The organism is Dyadobacter sp. 22481, from assembly GCF_052044875.1.
GTDB lineage: Bacteria > Bacteroidota > Bacteroidia > Cytophagales > Spirosomataceae > Dyadobacter > Dyadobacter endophyticus.
Window position 1 is genome coordinate 175,952 of record NZ_JBQENV010000006.1, and the last position, 14,168, is coordinate 190,119.

A 14,168-nucleotide genomic window follows, 5' to 3' on the forward strand; every position below is an offset into this window, starting at 1 on the left:
TCGGTTACAAAATAACCTGAAAGACGGCGCTGAGCCATTCGCGCTGAGCGTCTTGCTTTTGTAAAGACTAATCAGTCTAAATAATTCTTAATAATGATTATAAATAAACAGGGGGTAGGCAAAAATGAAAGGGATTTTTTGCCTCGCACACGTTTGTGATATACCTTTGAAAGGTTCTAAATATACCTCTTTTTTTTGCACTAAAACCATTCGTTTTTTATTATGTCGTGGTTTTCACAAACGTTAACGAGCTCTATCGGTAAGAAACTTCTGATGGCTCTTACCGGACTTTTCCTGATTAGCTTTCTGGTCATTCATGCCACTATCAATGCCATGATATTTTATAATGATGGCGGAGAGACCTTTTCCCACTGGGGGCACTTCATGGGTACCAACCCGATTATACGTACGCTTGAAATAGGCCTCGTTGCGGGCTTTATCATCCATATCGCTGATGGTTTGCTCCTTTGGAAAAACAACCGTGACGCCCGTCCGGTTAAATATGCCGTCAATAATGCAGCGGCGAACAGTACCTGGTACTCGCGCAGCATGGGCTTGCTCGGAACGTTGCTTTTGATCTTCCTCGTGATTCACACTTCGCATTTCTGGATCCCTAACCGGTCCAACCAGTTTGTGACCGGCGAAGAGCTGAACCTTTACCAAATGATGCTCGACATTTTCCAGAATCCGGTGGTCGTGCTGATTTATGTGCTGGGTTGCATTTCCCTTTTCTGGCATTTGCTGCACGGTTTCAAAAGCGCATTCCAGTCGCTGGGACTGAACCACGTGAAATACAACGGCGCGATCTCATTTGTAGGAACGGCTTTTTCGATCATCGTCCCGCTCCTTTTCGCGCTCATGCCGATCTCGATTTATCTGGGCTGGGTGAAATAATCCGGCAAAGTTTCATTCTCAATTTCTGATTAAATACTATTGATATATGGCAACGTCATCTCGTCTGGATGCCAAAATACCACAGGGTTCGATTGAAAGTAAATGGAGCAAATACCGCTCGTCGGTTCCGCTTGTCAACCCGGCGAACAAACGTAATCTTGAAATCATCGTAGTAGGTACCGGACTAGCCGGTGCTTCTGCCGCTGCTACGCTCGCGGAGCTCGGTTATAAAGTGAAAGCGTTCTGTTTTCAGGATTCCCCACGCCGTGCGCACTCTATTGCCGCACAGGGAGGGATCAATGCAGCAAAAAATTACCAGAATGACGGGGACTCGGTTTACCGTCTTTTTTATGATACCATCAAAGGAGGTGACTACCGTGCGCGTGAAGCGAACGTTCACCGCCTTGCCGAAGTTTCGGGTAACATCATCGACCAATGCGTAGCGGCGGGTGTGCCTTTCGCGCGTGAGTACGGCGGTTTGCTGTCCAACCGTTCATTCGGTGGAACGCAGGTGCAGCGTACATTCTACGCGGCAGGCCAGACCGGCCAGCAACTGTTGCTGGGAGCCTATTCCGGCTTGCAGCGCCAGGTGGGTATGGGTACTATCAAAATGTACAACCGCCACGAAATGCTCGACGTTGTGAATATCGATGGCAAATGCCGCGGTATCATCGCACGTAACCTGATCACGGGAGAGCTGGAAAGGCACGGCGGCCATGCGGTGTTGCTTTGTACCGGCGGTTATGGAAACGTTTTTTACCTCTCGACCAATGCGATGGGTAGTAACGTAACTGCAGCCTGGAAAGCCCACAAACGAGGCGCATTCTTCGGTAACCCTTGTTTTACCCAAATTCACCCGACTTGTATCCCTGTTTCAGGCGAGCACCAGTCGAAACTGACCCTGATGTCGGAGTCGCTTCGTAACGACGGACGTATCTGGGTTCCTAAGAAAAAAGACGACAACCGTCCCGGTAATGCAATCCCCGAAGACGAGCGCGATTACTACCTCGAGCGCCGCTACCCTGCATTCGGTAACCTGGTTCCGCGTGACATCGCGTCGCGTGCTGCCAAGGAGCGTTGCGATGCCGGTTATGGTGTAGGAACTTCCAAACTGGCCGTTTACCTCGACTTCGCTGCGGCGGTTGAGCGTTACGGACGTGGGGAAGCCAATAAGAACAATATCCACAATGCGTCAGACGCCGACATTGTCACGTGGGGTAAGGCTGTTGTGAAAGAAAAATATGGTAACCTCTTCGATATGTATAAGCAAATCACCGGCGAAGACCCGTATGAAGTGCCTATGCGTATCTATCCTGCGGTACACTATACCATGGGCGGGCTTTGGGTTGACTATAACCTGATGACGACCGTCCCTGGCTTGTACTCGCTGGGAGAGGCCAACTTCTCCGACCACGGTGCGAACCGCCTCGGTGCCTCGGCACTGATGCAGGGCCTTGCCGACGGTTATTTCGTGATCCCTTACACGATCGGTGCCTACCTGGCGAGTGAAATCCGTACCGGAAAGATCTCTACCGACCACGAAGCATTCGTGAAAGCCGAAGCAGAAGTGAGAGAGCGTATCGAAACGCTACTGCGCATCCAGGGAAAAACCTCTCCTGAACTTTTCCACCGCCGTTTGGGCAAAATCATGTGGGATAAATGCGGCATGGCACGTAATGCCCAGGGCTTGAAAGAAGCGATCGAAGAGATTCGTCAGCTTAGAAGAGATTTCTGGTCAGACGTGAAAGTAATGGGTACCGCCAACTACTTCAACCCTGAACTCGATAAGGCCAACCGCGTTGCGGACTTCATCGAACTCGGCGAGCTGATGTGTCTAGATGCATTGGACCGCAACGAATCATGCGGCGGACACTTCCGGGAAGAATACCAGACCGAAGAAGGTGAGGCAATGCGCGACGACGAAAACTACATGTATGTTTCGGCCTGGGAGCACAAAGGACCCGAAAACTGGGAGCTTCACAAGGAAGAGCTGGTGTATGAAAACATCAAGATCGCTCAGCGTAGCTATAAATAAAACCTCCGGTGGCACGGATTTATGCCACGCTTAAAAGTTGAATCAGATATAAAGAATATAGGTATGGAAGGAAATATGAGTTTGTCTCTCAAAGTATGGAGACAAAGCAATAAAGATGCAGCAGGAGGCTTTGAAAACTACAAGTTGGATCACGTCTCTCCTGATATGTCATTTCTTGAAATGTTCGATGTATTGAATGAACAACTCATCGAGGAGGGAAAGGAACCTGTATCGTTCGACCACGACTGCCGCGAAGGTATCTGTGGCGCGTGCTCGATGTATATTAATGGCCGTCCGCACGGGCCCCTGCGTGGTGTAACTACCTGCCAGCTGCACATGCGTTCGTTCAAGGACGGTGATACGATTGTGGTAGAACCATGGAGAGCGCAGGCATTCCCGGTGATTAAAGACCTCGTAGTAGACCGTGACGCATTCGACCGCGTGATCTCGGCCGGTGGTTTCGTTTCTGTTAATACCGGTAATGCGCAAGACGCAAACGCATTGCCGATCGCAAAAGAAGCTGCGGACGACGCATTTGCGGCGGCGGCATGTATCGGTTGCGGTGCTTGTGTTGCAGCTTGTAAAAATGCCTCTGCAATGCTTTTCGTATCTGCCAAAATCTCTCAGCTGGCATTGTTGCCGCAAGGACAGGCAGAACGCAGTATCCGCGCCGAGAAAATGGTTGCCCAAATGGACGCAGAAGGCTTCGGAGCTTGTACCAACACTGGTGCGTGCTCGGCAGAATGCCCTAAGGAAATCAGCCTCGAAAACATCGCCCGCATGAACCGTGAGTACATCGGCGCGAAGTTCTCTTCTTCGGCGGTTTAGAATATATCAAATGCATGACGCAGGGCAGTCGGGAAACCGGCTGCCCTGTTTTGTTTTGACTGAGAGCAATCGTCCACCAGGTGAGAATATGGCTTATACCAAAAGAGCGAAGCAGACGGCCACTTGACCATCTGCTTCGCTCTTTATTTTGATCGGGGAAAGACTACTTTTTGGTAGTATCAGCCGGAGCTGCTGCTTTGCCTGAGCTTTTATATTCTTTGTTCAGTCCGTCGAGGATCTTCTGGGTTACGTCCAGGGATGGGTTTGCGAACAGGATACCGCCGCCCAGGGAGTAGCCCAATACATATTCGTAGCCGTTTTCCTTATTGTATTTGTCGATGTAGGAACGGATGTTTTTGTACAGCTCTTCGTTCTTTTTAGCTTCTTCCTGGCCCAGTGCCTGCGCCGACTGGTCGCGGTAAGCCACCAGGTCCTGCTGCTTTTTCATGAGCTGAGCCTCTGTGGAGCGTGCTTGCTCGGGCGTCATGGTTTGTGCTTTCTGCTGAAAAAAGGCTACTTCATTTTGCAAAGAGCGTCCTTTGGTCGTCAGCTCGTTTTCAAGCTGGAAATTTTTGTTTTCAAGCTCTTTTCTGGTATCCTTAAAGAAATCGTAGTTTTTCAGAAGCGAATCAACCTGAACGTAAACAGTGCGGCGGCCTGCCACTACTGCACCATCTGCGGCTGCACCTGAGTCTGACGATTTGCTTGAAAAATGAAGGAAGAATAACACCGCCACAGCAAGCGAAAGGACGACGTTCCAGATCAATGAAGTATTGTTGTTCACGTTTTTAAGGTTTGGTTGTTTTGAACGAGCCGCAAAGATAATGATTTGTGTTTAAGTACAATGAATAAGTGCCTCCGGGGAGCCAGGTCGGAGCTTTTACGAGGCGTGTGTCGAAAGAGGTGCCGGGTGTTTGCGGAAAATTTGGCGTGCCCAATGGCCCGCAAGGCCTGAAAAGCCACCTACAAGGCCGCCAATAAGGCTTGTCACCAGCAATAAAAGAATACCGTTGGGCAGCATGAATATTTTGGCAACGCGGTCCGACATGGCGCCGTCGGAGATGAAATGCTGGTAGTACCCATAAAGCAGCCAGGGCACGGCAATGCCGCCGAAACCCGTCCAGAAGGCGCCTGACGAGGTAGCCGGGCGCCAGAACAGGACGACGAACGGAACGATGGCGATTACCCACCACGGGGCGAATATTTGCAAGATCGCCGACAGTATGGCTATGATAAAGAAGTTCATGAGTTCCGGGTTAACGTTTTTGCAATACAAGACTGGAAGCCAGATGCGGTACTTTCTGATCCGGCGAGGTAAGGTAGATCAGCTCATTAAGCTCTCCTTTCTCCCATTTTTTTAATAAGTTGAGATAATAGGGACTACCCGGATTGCCCGACTGGCCTCCCGGATAGATGCCATAGGCGCGCGGCGTAGGGCCAAGTTCAACCACCATTCGCCACGAAGGCCCCTTTCGCTTCGTCATCGCATTGACAATGCTGCTGCCTCCGCCGGTTATAAGCGGTGGCGCATTGAAGGGCTTGATGCTCCGGCTCAGATGCCTGATCTCCGCTGCTTTCACCTTCGACCACTGCCATTCGGGACTCATGGCACCCTTGCGGGCAGTAAGCGTGTCGAGCGAGGCGTTGAAACTTTGATAAACAAGGTCGGGTAATGTCTCTTTTTCAGGCGTGTTGACATTATCGAACCATTTTTCATTCGGCTGCTTCAAGATCAGGTATAGCGTCCGGTCGCGAGAGGGATATTCCATCGGGCTTTCAGGAGACGAGAAATCATCGTTCCAAATGGCCTGGCCTAACAGCGGAAACCATGTCTCGAAAATGGAGGCTGCGACCGATTCAGGCGCGTTCTGATAATTCCAGTTAGAAAGCAAGATATGGGCAGCCTTCTGTTTGGGCGTCAGTGAACGGGTTTCGAGAATGTTTAGCAGCTTAGGTAGTAATGTGCGCGCAAGGACGCTGAAATTGTCATTTTGCAGCATTCGCAGACTGTCGGCATTGGCATTCGTCATCGCTTGCAGACGTTCGTTGATGCGTATGGCCCGCTCGGACGGCGCGAAACTCCAGTTGATATAATAAGGATAGGTGGTATCGGCAGACGACTGGTTGGCGCTGCTCACAAAGCCTCTCGGCGGATTTTTTACAAACGGGTTCTGTTCCGCGGGAATCCAGCCATTCCAGTCGTCGGCGCGTGATGATCCGTCCAGCACGAATTTGCCTTGCTCCTTATATTTCAAAGGGATCTTTCCATTGACGGTAATGGCGATGTTCTTCTCATTATCGGCAAATACGAAGTTTTGCGCCGGCCCTACATAATGCGTCAGCGCTTTGCGGTAATCGTCATAGGTTTTCGCTTTGTTCAACTCATAAAAGGTGATAAAGCTGTTGCCCGGCTCATGACCGATCCATTTGATCGCCAGGTTAGGCAAATCGTTGAATGTGCCATCCGAATCGGTTACCGGCCCGTGGTGGGTGTAGATGATCTGCTCACGGTAGGGTCTCAGCTGACCTTTGACATGGATAATTTCCTCGCGCTTATGCGTAGGTTTCCATTGATTATCATGCCAGTAGAAATTCCGGTATTCATTTTTGAATTTGATTTTATACAAATCGAAAACATCGGCATCCACGTTGGTAACACCCCATGCCACGCGCTCGTTGAAACCGATGATTACACTTGGAATGCCGGGCAGCGACACACCGTACACATTGACGTCGGGTGAATGCAGCTGCACCTGGTACCAGATCGACGGCAGCGAAAGTTCGAGGTGCGGGTCGTTGGCGAGGATAGGGTAGCCGGTAATGGATTTCTCCGCGCTGACGGCCCAGTTGTTACTGCCGATGCCTTCTTCCTTGGGAGCTTTTTCGGGCAATGCGGTCAAAGGTTTTGAGGACAATAAAGAGCTGTCGCCCGGTATCATTGGCGGAATGGCCTTCGGAACCGGTAGTTTTGGGAAATCCCATGCTGTGCCGGAGGGGATAATCGGGCTTTCCTGCAACATCGGGTAGTCGGGGAAGAGCTGCGCGATGGTTTGCTGGCCATATTTTTTCAATGCATTGGTCATAGCGAGCTCGTTGGAGCGCCCCGTAAGCGTGAGCGTCATCTGTTCGAGCATGTACATGGTGTTGATCGGCTTCCAGGCTTCCGGTTTATAGCCGAGAAGCTTGAATTCTATGGGATAGTCTTTTGGGGCAAGTTGCCGGATAAATGCATTGACGCCGGCTGTGTAGCCCAGTAGTGCTTCGCGGGAGCGCGGGTCGGTCATGGCTACTTTCAGATTAGCTTCTGCACCGTAACCCATTCCCAACCGGCGGCTCTGCTGATCCAGAGCAAGCGTGGCCGGGCCCAGGATTTCGGAAAGCCGACCCGCTGCGGCTCGGGTTTGCAGGTCCATTTGCCACAGCCGGTCTTTGGCCGTAACGTAGCCCTGTGCGTAAAAAAGGTCGAAGTCGTTTTTGGCAAAAATATGCGGTACTCCCGAATCGTCGTAGCGGATCGTCACTTCGTCGCGGAGGCTGTCGAGTTGCAGGGTTACGCGTGTTTTCGGGTCGATAACCTTTTCACTGTTTTGCCATAACCCGCAAAAGGGGCTCAGAAATGGCCCGAGCGCGGGTGCCGGCGCCCATGGCTTGTCGAGCACATAAACGAGCCCGGCCGTGATAGCGATAAACAGAATTGCCTTTACGAACTTCATAGAGAGGATATTGACGTGCTTTTAGAAGAAAGGGCATTATTCGGAGACTGCTTGTACCATCGCTTCGATCAGTCCAAGGTCTGAATACATGACTGATTTTTCATCAGGAATTTCTCCGGCCATCGAAATCCCCTCGGGGAAAAACTTTTGGCGTGCCGGCCGGAATTTTTTAGCTGTCAAATGTAATGCGTGTACTCCCGCCGCTTTCAATTCCGCGGCATTGTTATGGTTAACCCCGCCGCCTGCCATGATCTCTATTTTTCCATCGGCCTCTTTGGAGAGCTTACCTAGCAGTTCCGTCGCCTGAATGGCCGATGGTTTCTGACCGGACGTGAGGATACGCTCGGCGCCAGTGGCGATAATATCTTTGAGTGCCTTCACCGGGTCGGGCGTGAGGTCGAATGCACGATGGAAAGTGACTTTCAAAGGTGCGGCATATTCGACGAGTGCTTTCGTGCGTGCGACGTCTACATTGCCGTCGGGGGTAAGAATGCCCAGCACGACGCCATTTGCGCCTAAGTTTTTAGCGAGATCTATATCTTTCCGCATGATTTCTTCTTCAAAAAAATCATACACAAAATCACCGCCCCTGGGCCGGATCATCACATATAGCTGGATATCGATGTTTTTTCTTACGATTTCGATGAGTCCGGCGCTGGGTGTGGTACCACCTTCCCCGAGCCCGCCGCAAAGTTCAATCCTGCCCGCCCCGCCGGCCTGCGCATTGATACACGATTCCAGCGAATAGGCGCAAATTTCAATAGTCATAATATGGTATTTGTAATGGTGAGGGAAATTAAGGGTTTTTCGGGAAAGAAAAGCGGACGATTGAAAGTCCGGGCATGGATATTGCATCTCATAGCATTAACAAAATGTGCTGGCAACGGCGATGTCGGCTTCTCCCGCAGAGAAGTTCTGAAATCACGGGTGAATATTCAATTGTTTGATAATCAGCTGGTTGTTCTGTGTCAAAAAATTAAACATGTAACCCGGTAATTATTTTTCTTTTTTTTTGCTTTAAGCTTTTAAAAGATATCAAATTTTTTACTTTTGCAGAAAAGTAAAGTAACCATTAATAGGCGAAAATATTATGTACTGGACTCTCGAACTCGCATCGTACCTTGAAGATGCTCCCTGGCCAGCTACCAAAGACGAGCTAATTGACTTTGCAATCAGAACAGGCGCTCCGTTAGAAGTAGTTGAAAACCTTCAGGAGCTTGAAGATGATGGTCAGCCTTATGAAAGCATTGAAGAGATTTGGCCCGACTATCCCACGAAAGACGATTTCTTTTTCAACGAAGACGAATACTAAATGAAAACGGCACTCTATCGGTGCCGTTTTTTTTATGATATATGGTCCGCTTTTTTACGTAACTCAATCTTCCATATTTTTTAAATCTGACAAAAGGAATGTAAATTGTTAGCGTTAACTAATGAGGAGGACGAGGTAAGTTACCGAAAGTGATTTAGTCATAACTCATAATTTATCCATTCCAACCCGATGGAGCTTCGATTGTTGAAAGAGCTGGTTAAGAAAGGTGAGGGGGAACATCTGGAATTCAAACTGAAATCCAATCACCCCGAAAAGATCGTCCGCGAAGTGGTTGCTTTCGCAAATTCAGGGGGCGGCAAGCTGATGGTCGGAGTGGGTGACGACAAGACTATTAAAGGTCTTAAAGATGCCGATGAGGATGAATACACCCTCACGCGCGCCATCGACAAGTACATTTTCCCCAAAATCAGTTTCAAAAAAGAGCGTGTGGCTATCACGCCCGACCGCGATGTGCTCGTGCTGACGATCCCGCGAAGCATCGACAAGCCGCATTATGTGGTAGACGACACCGGCGCGCGCCAGGCGTATATCCGCGTGAACGACAAGTCCATTCAGGCAAGCCGCGAAATGAAGGAAATCATGCGCCGGGGCCGTGGCGAGCGGGATATCAGTTTTCAATATGGGGATAAGGAAGAAAAACTGATGAAGCTGCTCGACGAGAAGGAATCGGTGACCGTGGACTTGTTCGCGACATTTGCGGGTATCCCCCGTAAAATTGCTTCGAATACACTGGTTGTAATGGTGCTGGCCCGGATACTGGACGTGCATCCGCAAGAAATGATCGACAAGTTCACCATGTCGATGGCCTACCAGTCGAGCTAACCGCAGTTATATCGCCAGAAAGGTTTTTCCCAGCCACATTCCCAGAAAAGTGGCTGCGAAGCATGCAATTATGCTGATGATGATATTGAGGGAAGCCTCGATCCAGCGATCGTTGAGAAAAAGCTGAATGGTTTCATTACTAAAACTCGAAAAGGTGCTGAAACCGCCGCAGAAACCAACGACTACAAAAAGCCTTGAAGTCGCCACCAAGTCGGCAGACCTGAATGTGGCCCACCCGCCAAAGGTGCCCAGGATCAGGCAGGCTAAAATATTGGCCGTCAATGTTCCGAACGGGAAAACTGACGGCCATTGGGAGAGTGCTCTTCCGATTCCGTAACGTGCCAGACTGCCCACTCCGCCTCCTACAAAAACGATAATCAGGTTATTCATTGTGGCAGGCAGCGTCAGGTGATTTTTAGAACGGCAGGTCGTCCGACTCGTCTTCGGTGAAGGTTGTTACCGGTGGAACAGGGCTGCTACCTGCATTGTAAGGTGCGCCACCACCGTTTGCTCCTGCTTTTTCTACTTTCCAGGCACGCACCTCTGTGTACCAGCGTGAGTTGTACTCGCGGCTTTCCACGTCGATGGAAGCGGTCACCGAGTCGTTCACTTGCAGGTTCGACTGGTCGATCTTGTCGCCCCACAGCGAAATGCACACTTTTTTAGGATATTGCGAGGGTATTTCAAGAATAAATTCCTGTTTGCGCCACATCCCGTTTTTTCCCTGGCCTGTAACTTCCGGCAGCAAAGCAATGACAGTTCCTGATACTTCCATTGATCAAATATGTTTTAGTGTCTCTTTCAAAAATGGTTCCAAAAGTAAGGGTTTTGGTTGTCGATTGCAATGCTGAATGCTAATCGATGCCGATTGCCTGGTCGAGGTCGGCGAGAATATCTTCTACATCCTCAATGCCTACGCTGAGCCGTATCAAAGTGTCCTTCAAACCAATTTTAAGGCGTTCTTCGCGCGGCATTCCCCCATGCGACATGCTTGCGGGATGCGTACAAAGCGATTCCACGCCGCCTAGTGACTCACCCAATGCAAACACCTGCAGGTTTTCCATGGTACGAACGGCTTTTTCATAGCTGTCGTCTTTCAATTCGAAAGACACGACGCCGCCGAACCCACGCATTTGTTTTCCGGCTAATTCGTGGCCGGGATGGTCGGGCAGGCCGGGGTAATACACTTTCCCGACTTTCGGGTGAGCGGCCAGCCACACGGCCACTTGCCCGGCATTTTCGCAGTGGCGCTGCATTCTTATATGGAGTGTCTTAATTCCTCTCAACACCAAAAAACAATCCTGCGGACCCGGTACTGCGCCGGAAGCATTCTGGATGAATTTTAACTGAGCCGCAAGTTCGTCGTCGCGGGTGATGAGTGCGCCCATTACCGTGTCGGAATGGCCGCCCAGGTATTTGGTTACCGAATGCATGACAATGTCCGCGCCAAGGTCTAGCGGGTTTTGCAGGTAGGGCGACGCAAATGTATTGTCGACGCAGGTCAGGATATTATGTTCTTTGCAAACACGGGTGATGCATTCAATATCGATGATTTTCAGCAAAGGATTTGTGGGCGTTTCCAGCCATACCATGCGTGTTTTCTCTGACAGCAACCGGCCTATCTCACCGACTTCATCGATATCCACAAATTTAAAAACCAGACCCAGCGGCTCAAAAATGCGTTTCATGAGCCGGTAGGTACCGCCGTAAATGTCGCTGGGGGCGATGATCTCGTCGCCCGGTTTGAATAATTTGAGTACAGCGTCGGTAGCGGCAAGGCCGGAGGCGTAACAAATGCCGTGTTTGCCGTTTTCGAGGGCTGCCAATGCGTTCTGCAATGCCGTACGCGTGGGGTTGCTGCTGCGGGCGTATTCATAGCCTTTGTGCTTGCCGGGGCTTTCCTGGACGTAGGTGGAAGTCTGGTAAATCGGCGTCATGATAGCGCCTGTACTCGGGTCTGGCTCGACGCCTGCATGTATGGCTTTGGTTGCGAATTTCATTTTTTAGTGGTGCCTTGGTGGCCGCAAAATATTAATGTAGAAAAGCAAGTTCACAAAAACCTTTTGTCAAAGCAACTGGTTATTCAATTAGAAATAAAGCCGATTAGCCTTGGAAACGTCTACACCAAAAAGATTCTCACTTCCGGTCGTCGTAAGCATATTGATGACGATCGTGCCATTGGTGACGACCTCTATTCTAACTGCGTGGGCTATTAATCATGAAAAAATTCTCCGGGAGCTACCGATTGAATGGTGGCTCGGTGTGACGTTCATACTCACGCTGGCTTCCTCCACCGCATTGACGCCCCCAACATTCCTGGCGCTGGTGTATGGTTACTTTCTTGGCTGGTCCTCGCTCCCGATGCTTTTTGCATTGAACATCGGTGCCATATCCATTATATATGTTTCCGCGCATTTCCTGCACGCGGCGTCTGTGCGAAACTACCTGATCCAGGTGTATCCGCAGGTGGGTTCATTGCTGCGCCGGTTTTACAAAAATGAGCTGAGACTGATATTTTTTGCAAAACTATCGCCCGTATTACCGTTCGCTATTACGAATCTGTTTTTCGCCATGGCCGGCGCACGCTTTAAACAAGTGCTCACCGGCGGGACGTTAGGTATGATCCCAAGGACGTTACTGGCCGTCTGGGCAGGCAAGGAAGCGCAGGATATCCGCTATTTGCTCGAACATCCGAATGAAGGATTAGCTACGAAGATCGTGTTAATTGCATTGATCATTATTTCGACCGTGGGCATTGGTTATTTCTTCAAAGACAAGAGTATGGTAGAATCATAGGCACGTTGTTTACAAATTAATAATGTGCTTTGATAATATCGTACAATAATAGGGTACAAAACGCTACAAAACCATCGGCTTCATCCTGTTTCTTTGTGGTAAAGTTATAAATACCCGAAAAGTAGAATGAAATCCTTACCTTTTATTGATCTCAGTATTGTGATTGCATACCTGGCAGGGATGGTTGCCGTAGGTGTTTACTTTTCACGTAAAAATACCAGCGCCGATCAGTTTACCAAGGCCTCGGGGCGCATTCCCGGCTGGGCGATCGGTATTTCCATTTATGCGACGTTTTTGAGCAGTAACACTTTTCTCGGCGTGCCGGGGAAGGCGTTTGGAAGCAACTGGAGTTCCTTTGTATTTAGCGTGTCGATGCCGTTTGCAGCCTGGGTGGCGACCAAGTTTTTCATACCTTTTTACAGAAGTACTGGCGAGGTTTCGGCCTATACGCACCTCGAACACCGGTTCGGGCCCTGGGCGCGTACTTACGCGGTGATTTGCTTCCTGCTCACGCAGCTTGCCCGTATGGGATCGATTTTCTTCGGAATCGCATTGAGCCTTCAGGCCCTAACGGGTTACCCGATGTCGACGATTATGGTTGTCGTGGGGATCTGTATTGTTTTGTACACCGTGATGGGTGGTATGGAGGCGGTGATCTGGACGGAGGTCGTGCAAGGGGTGATCAAAACCATCGGTGCGCTGGTGATACTCTACCTGGTTGTGGCAGGGGTGTCGGGCGGTATGCCGAGCATTATCGAAATTGGTAAAACAAACGATAAATTTAGTCTGGGGACGCTGGCGCCGGATTTTACGCAGGCATCGTTCTGGGTCATTTTGTTCTACGGGTTTTTTATGAACCTGAACAATTTCGGCATGGACCAGAACTACGTACAGCGGTACCATACCACGTCGTCGGCGAAAGAGGCGGCAGGCTCAGTGTGGCTTTGCGTATACCTTTACGTGCCGGTGTCAATGATATTCTTCTTGCTGGGAACTTGCCTTTTTGCCTACTACCAGGGCAATCCGGAGCTGCTGCAAACTATTAAAATGCAGGTAGCTGCCGAAAAGCTGCCGGGAGGTACCACGGACGCTATCACAAACCTTGCTGCGACGCTCACGCCAGCCGACTATGGCGACAAAGTAATGCCGCATTTCATGGTTAACAAAGTGCCGGTAGGATTGCTCGGTTTGATCATTGCGGCGATTATGTCGGCTGCGATGAGTACGATCAGCTCGGGGATGAACGCCTCGGCGACGGTATTCTCTGTGGATATTTATCAAAAATATATCAAATCTGATCTGTCACCGAAGCAATCGCTCCGCCTGCTCTACATCGCAACTACCGCATTTGGTTTGCTGGGCATGGTAACCGGCATCGCGATGATCGGTGTAAAAAGTGTGCTGGACGTATGGTGGATGCTTTCCGGGATTTTTGCGGGTGGAATGCTGGGATTGTTCCTGCTTGGTATGATCTCGAAAAGCACAAAGAACACCGAGGCGCTTACGGCAACCATTATCGGGATCGTGGTCATCATCTGGATGACGTTTTCGACACAGCTTCCCGATACCTATTCACATTGGCGAAACCCGCTCCACCAGAATATGATCATGGTGGTAGGAACACTGACGATCTTTTTGGCCGGTGTGCTGCTTACCAGGCTGAGGCGTAAGGAACCGGTTGAAAAAGATGTGCTTTTGCACAGCAAGTAACCATAAGCCCGGCCAGGAGCCGGATTTTAGAGGGATT

At 50.0% G+C, this 14,168-nt stretch carries 14 protein-coding genes; 7 read left to right on the forward strand and 7 right to left on the reverse strand.

The window, feature by feature from the left end; translation table 11 throughout:
• Window positions 1-222 precede the first annotated feature (222 nt).
• From ACTJJJ_RS30655 to ACTJJJ_RS30665, 3 genes are all read left to right on the forward strand, one after another.
• Window positions 223-894: a succinate dehydrogenase cytochrome b subunit gene (locus ACTJJJ_RS30655; RefSeq protein ID WP_188939086.1), complete on the forward strand. Its 672-nt coding sequence runs from the start codon at window positions 223-225 to the stop codon at window positions 892-894.
• A 46-nt stretch (window positions 895-940) separates the two neighbouring features.
• Window positions 941-2,929 carry a fumarate reductase/succinate dehydrogenase flavoprotein subunit gene (locus tag ACTJJJ_RS30660; RefSeq protein WP_188939085.1) on the forward strand — a complete coding sequence of 663 codons (1,989 nt, stop codon included), beginning with the start codon at window positions 941-943 and terminating at the stop codon, window positions 2,927-2,929.
• 75 nt (window positions 2,930-3,004) lie between these two features.
• On the forward strand, window positions 3,005-3,757 hold the full coding sequence (locus ACTJJJ_RS30665; protein WP_229223366.1) for a succinate dehydrogenase/fumarate reductase iron-sulfur subunit: 753 nt from the start codon (window positions 3,005-3,007) through the stop codon (window positions 3,755-3,757).
• A 163-nt stretch (window positions 3,758-3,920) separates the two neighbouring features.
• Here ACTJJJ_RS30665 and ACTJJJ_RS30670 read toward each other — a convergent pair whose 3' ends face one another.
• The 4 genes from ACTJJJ_RS30670 to ACTJJJ_RS30685 all read right to left on the reverse strand — a co-directional run bounded on the left by ACTJJJ_RS30670 (window position 3,921) and on the right by ACTJJJ_RS30685 (window position 8,238).
• Entirely contained in the window at window positions 3,921-4,541 is a 621-nt protein-coding gene (locus tag ACTJJJ_RS30670; RefSeq protein WP_188939082.1) for an OmpH family outer membrane protein, read from the reverse strand.
• 96 nt (window positions 4,542-4,637) lie between these two features.
• A complete protein-coding gene (locus ACTJJJ_RS30675; RefSeq protein ID WP_440703805.1) occupies window positions 4,638-5,003 on the reverse strand; it encodes a hypothetical protein in 366 nt (121 codons plus the stop codon).
• 10 nt (window positions 5,004-5,013) lie between these two features.
• Window positions 5,014-7,470: a penicillin acylase family protein gene (locus tag ACTJJJ_RS30680; RefSeq protein ID WP_440703806.1), complete on the reverse strand. Its 2,457-nt coding sequence runs from the start codon at window positions 7,468-7,470 to the stop codon at window positions 5,014-5,016.
• A gap of 36 nt (window positions 7,471-7,506) precedes the next feature.
• Window positions 7,507-8,238: a copper homeostasis protein CutC gene (locus ACTJJJ_RS30685; RefSeq protein ID WP_188939079.1), complete on the reverse strand. Its 732-nt coding sequence runs from the start codon at window positions 8,236-8,238 to the stop codon at window positions 7,507-7,509.
• A gap of 322 nt (window positions 8,239-8,560) precedes the next feature.
• Here ACTJJJ_RS30685 and ACTJJJ_RS30690 point away from each other — a divergent pair, with 322 nt between their 5' ends.
• Together ACTJJJ_RS30690 and ACTJJJ_RS30695 are read left to right on the forward strand one after the other, a co-directional pair.
• Window positions 8,561-8,782, forward strand: a complete 222-nt coding sequence (locus ACTJJJ_RS30690) for a DUF2795 domain-containing protein (protein WP_013927448.1) — start codon at window positions 8,561-8,563, stop codon at window positions 8,780-8,782.
• A gap of 189 nt (window positions 8,783-8,971) precedes the next feature.
• The gene (locus ACTJJJ_RS30695; protein WP_440703807.1) at window positions 8,972-9,625 is read left to right on the forward strand and encodes an AlbA family DNA-binding domain-containing protein; all 654 of its coding nucleotides are present in this window, start codon (window positions 8,972-8,974) and stop codon (window positions 9,623-9,625) included.
• Between the two features lie 6 nt (window positions 9,626-9,631).
• Here ACTJJJ_RS30695 and crcB read toward each other — a convergent pair whose 3' ends face one another.
• From crcB to ACTJJJ_RS30710, 3 genes are all read right to left on the reverse strand, one after another.
• On the reverse strand, window positions 9,632-10,015 hold the full coding sequence (crcB, locus tag ACTJJJ_RS30700; RefSeq protein ID WP_426292520.1) for a fluoride efflux transporter CrcB: 384 nt from the start codon (window positions 10,013-10,015) through the stop codon (window positions 9,632-9,634).
• Between the two features lie 25 nt (window positions 10,016-10,040).
• Entirely contained in the window at window positions 10,041-10,400 is a 360-nt protein-coding gene (locus tag ACTJJJ_RS30705; RefSeq protein WP_188939076.1) for a DUF3127 domain-containing protein, read from the reverse strand.
• A gap of 79 nt (window positions 10,401-10,479) precedes the next feature.
• Window positions 10,480-11,625 (reverse strand): cystathionine gamma-synthase, encoded by a 1,146-nt coding sequence (locus ACTJJJ_RS30710; RefSeq protein ID WP_440703808.1) that lies wholly within the window; start codon window positions 11,623-11,625, stop codon window positions 10,480-10,482.
• Between the two features lie 109 nt (window positions 11,626-11,734).
• Between ACTJJJ_RS30710 and ACTJJJ_RS30715 the strand changes: the two genes are divergently transcribed.
• Both ACTJJJ_RS30715 and ACTJJJ_RS30720 read left to right on the forward strand, forming a co-directional pair.
• On the forward strand, window positions 11,735-12,421 hold the full coding sequence (locus ACTJJJ_RS30715; protein WP_426292523.1) for a TVP38/TMEM64 family protein: 687 nt from the start codon (window positions 11,735-11,737) through the stop codon (window positions 12,419-12,421).
• Window positions 12,422-12,547: 126 nt separating this feature from the next.
• The gene (locus ACTJJJ_RS30720; RefSeq protein ID WP_440703809.1) at window positions 12,548-14,131 is read left to right on the forward strand and encodes a sodium:solute symporter; all 1,584 of its coding nucleotides are present in this window, start codon (window positions 12,548-12,550) and stop codon (window positions 14,129-14,131) included.
• Window positions 14,132-14,168: the final 37 nt, after the last annotated feature.

What these genes read in the sequence shown, in the direction of transcription:
- ACTJJJ_RS30655 (WP_188939086.1), top strand. Translation starts at nt 223, where the DNA reads ATGTCGTGGTTTTCACAAACGTTAACGAGCTCTATCGGTAAGAAACTT.
- ACTJJJ_RS30660 (WP_188939085.1), top strand. Translation starts at nt 941, where the DNA reads ATGGCAACGTCATCTCGTCTGGATGCCAAAATACCACAGGGTTCGATT.
- ACTJJJ_RS30665 (WP_229223366.1), top strand. Translation starts at nt 3,005, where the DNA reads ATGAGTTTGTCTCTCAAAGTATGGAGACAAAGCAATAAAGATGCAGCA.
- ACTJJJ_RS30675 (WP_440703805.1), bottom strand. Translation starts at nt 5,003, where the DNA reads ATGAACTTCTTTATCATAGCCATACTGTCGGCGATCTTGCAAATATTC.
- ACTJJJ_RS30680 (WP_440703806.1), bottom strand. Translation starts at nt 7,470, where the DNA reads ATGAAGTTCGTAAAGGCAATTCTGTTTATCGCTATCACGGCCGGGCTC.
- ACTJJJ_RS30685 (WP_188939079.1), bottom strand. Translation starts at nt 8,238, where the DNA reads ATGACTATTGAAATTTGCGCCTATTCGCTGGAATCGTGTATCAATGCG.
- ACTJJJ_RS30690 (WP_013927448.1), top strand. Translation starts at nt 8,561, where the DNA reads ATGTACTGGACTCTCGAACTCGCATCGTACCTTGAAGATGCTCCCTGG.
- ACTJJJ_RS30695 (WP_440703807.1), top strand. Translation starts at nt 8,972, where the DNA reads ATGGAGCTTCGATTGTTGAAAGAGCTGGTTAAGAAAGGTGAGGGGGAA.
- crcB (WP_426292520.1), bottom strand. Translation starts at nt 10,015, where the DNA reads ATGAATAACCTGATTATCGTTTTTGTAGGAGGCGGAGTGGGCAGTCTG.
- ACTJJJ_RS30705 (WP_188939076.1), bottom strand. Translation starts at nt 10,400, where the DNA reads ATGGAAGTATCAGGAACTGTCATTGCTTTGCTGCCGGAAGTTACAGGC.
- ACTJJJ_RS30710 (WP_440703808.1), bottom strand. Translation starts at nt 11,625, where the DNA reads ATGAAATTCGCAACCAAAGCCATACATGCAGGCGTCGAGCCAGACCCG.
- ACTJJJ_RS30720 (WP_440703809.1), top strand. Translation starts at nt 12,548, where the DNA reads ATGAAATCCTTACCTTTTATTGATCTCAGTATTGTGATTGCATACCTG.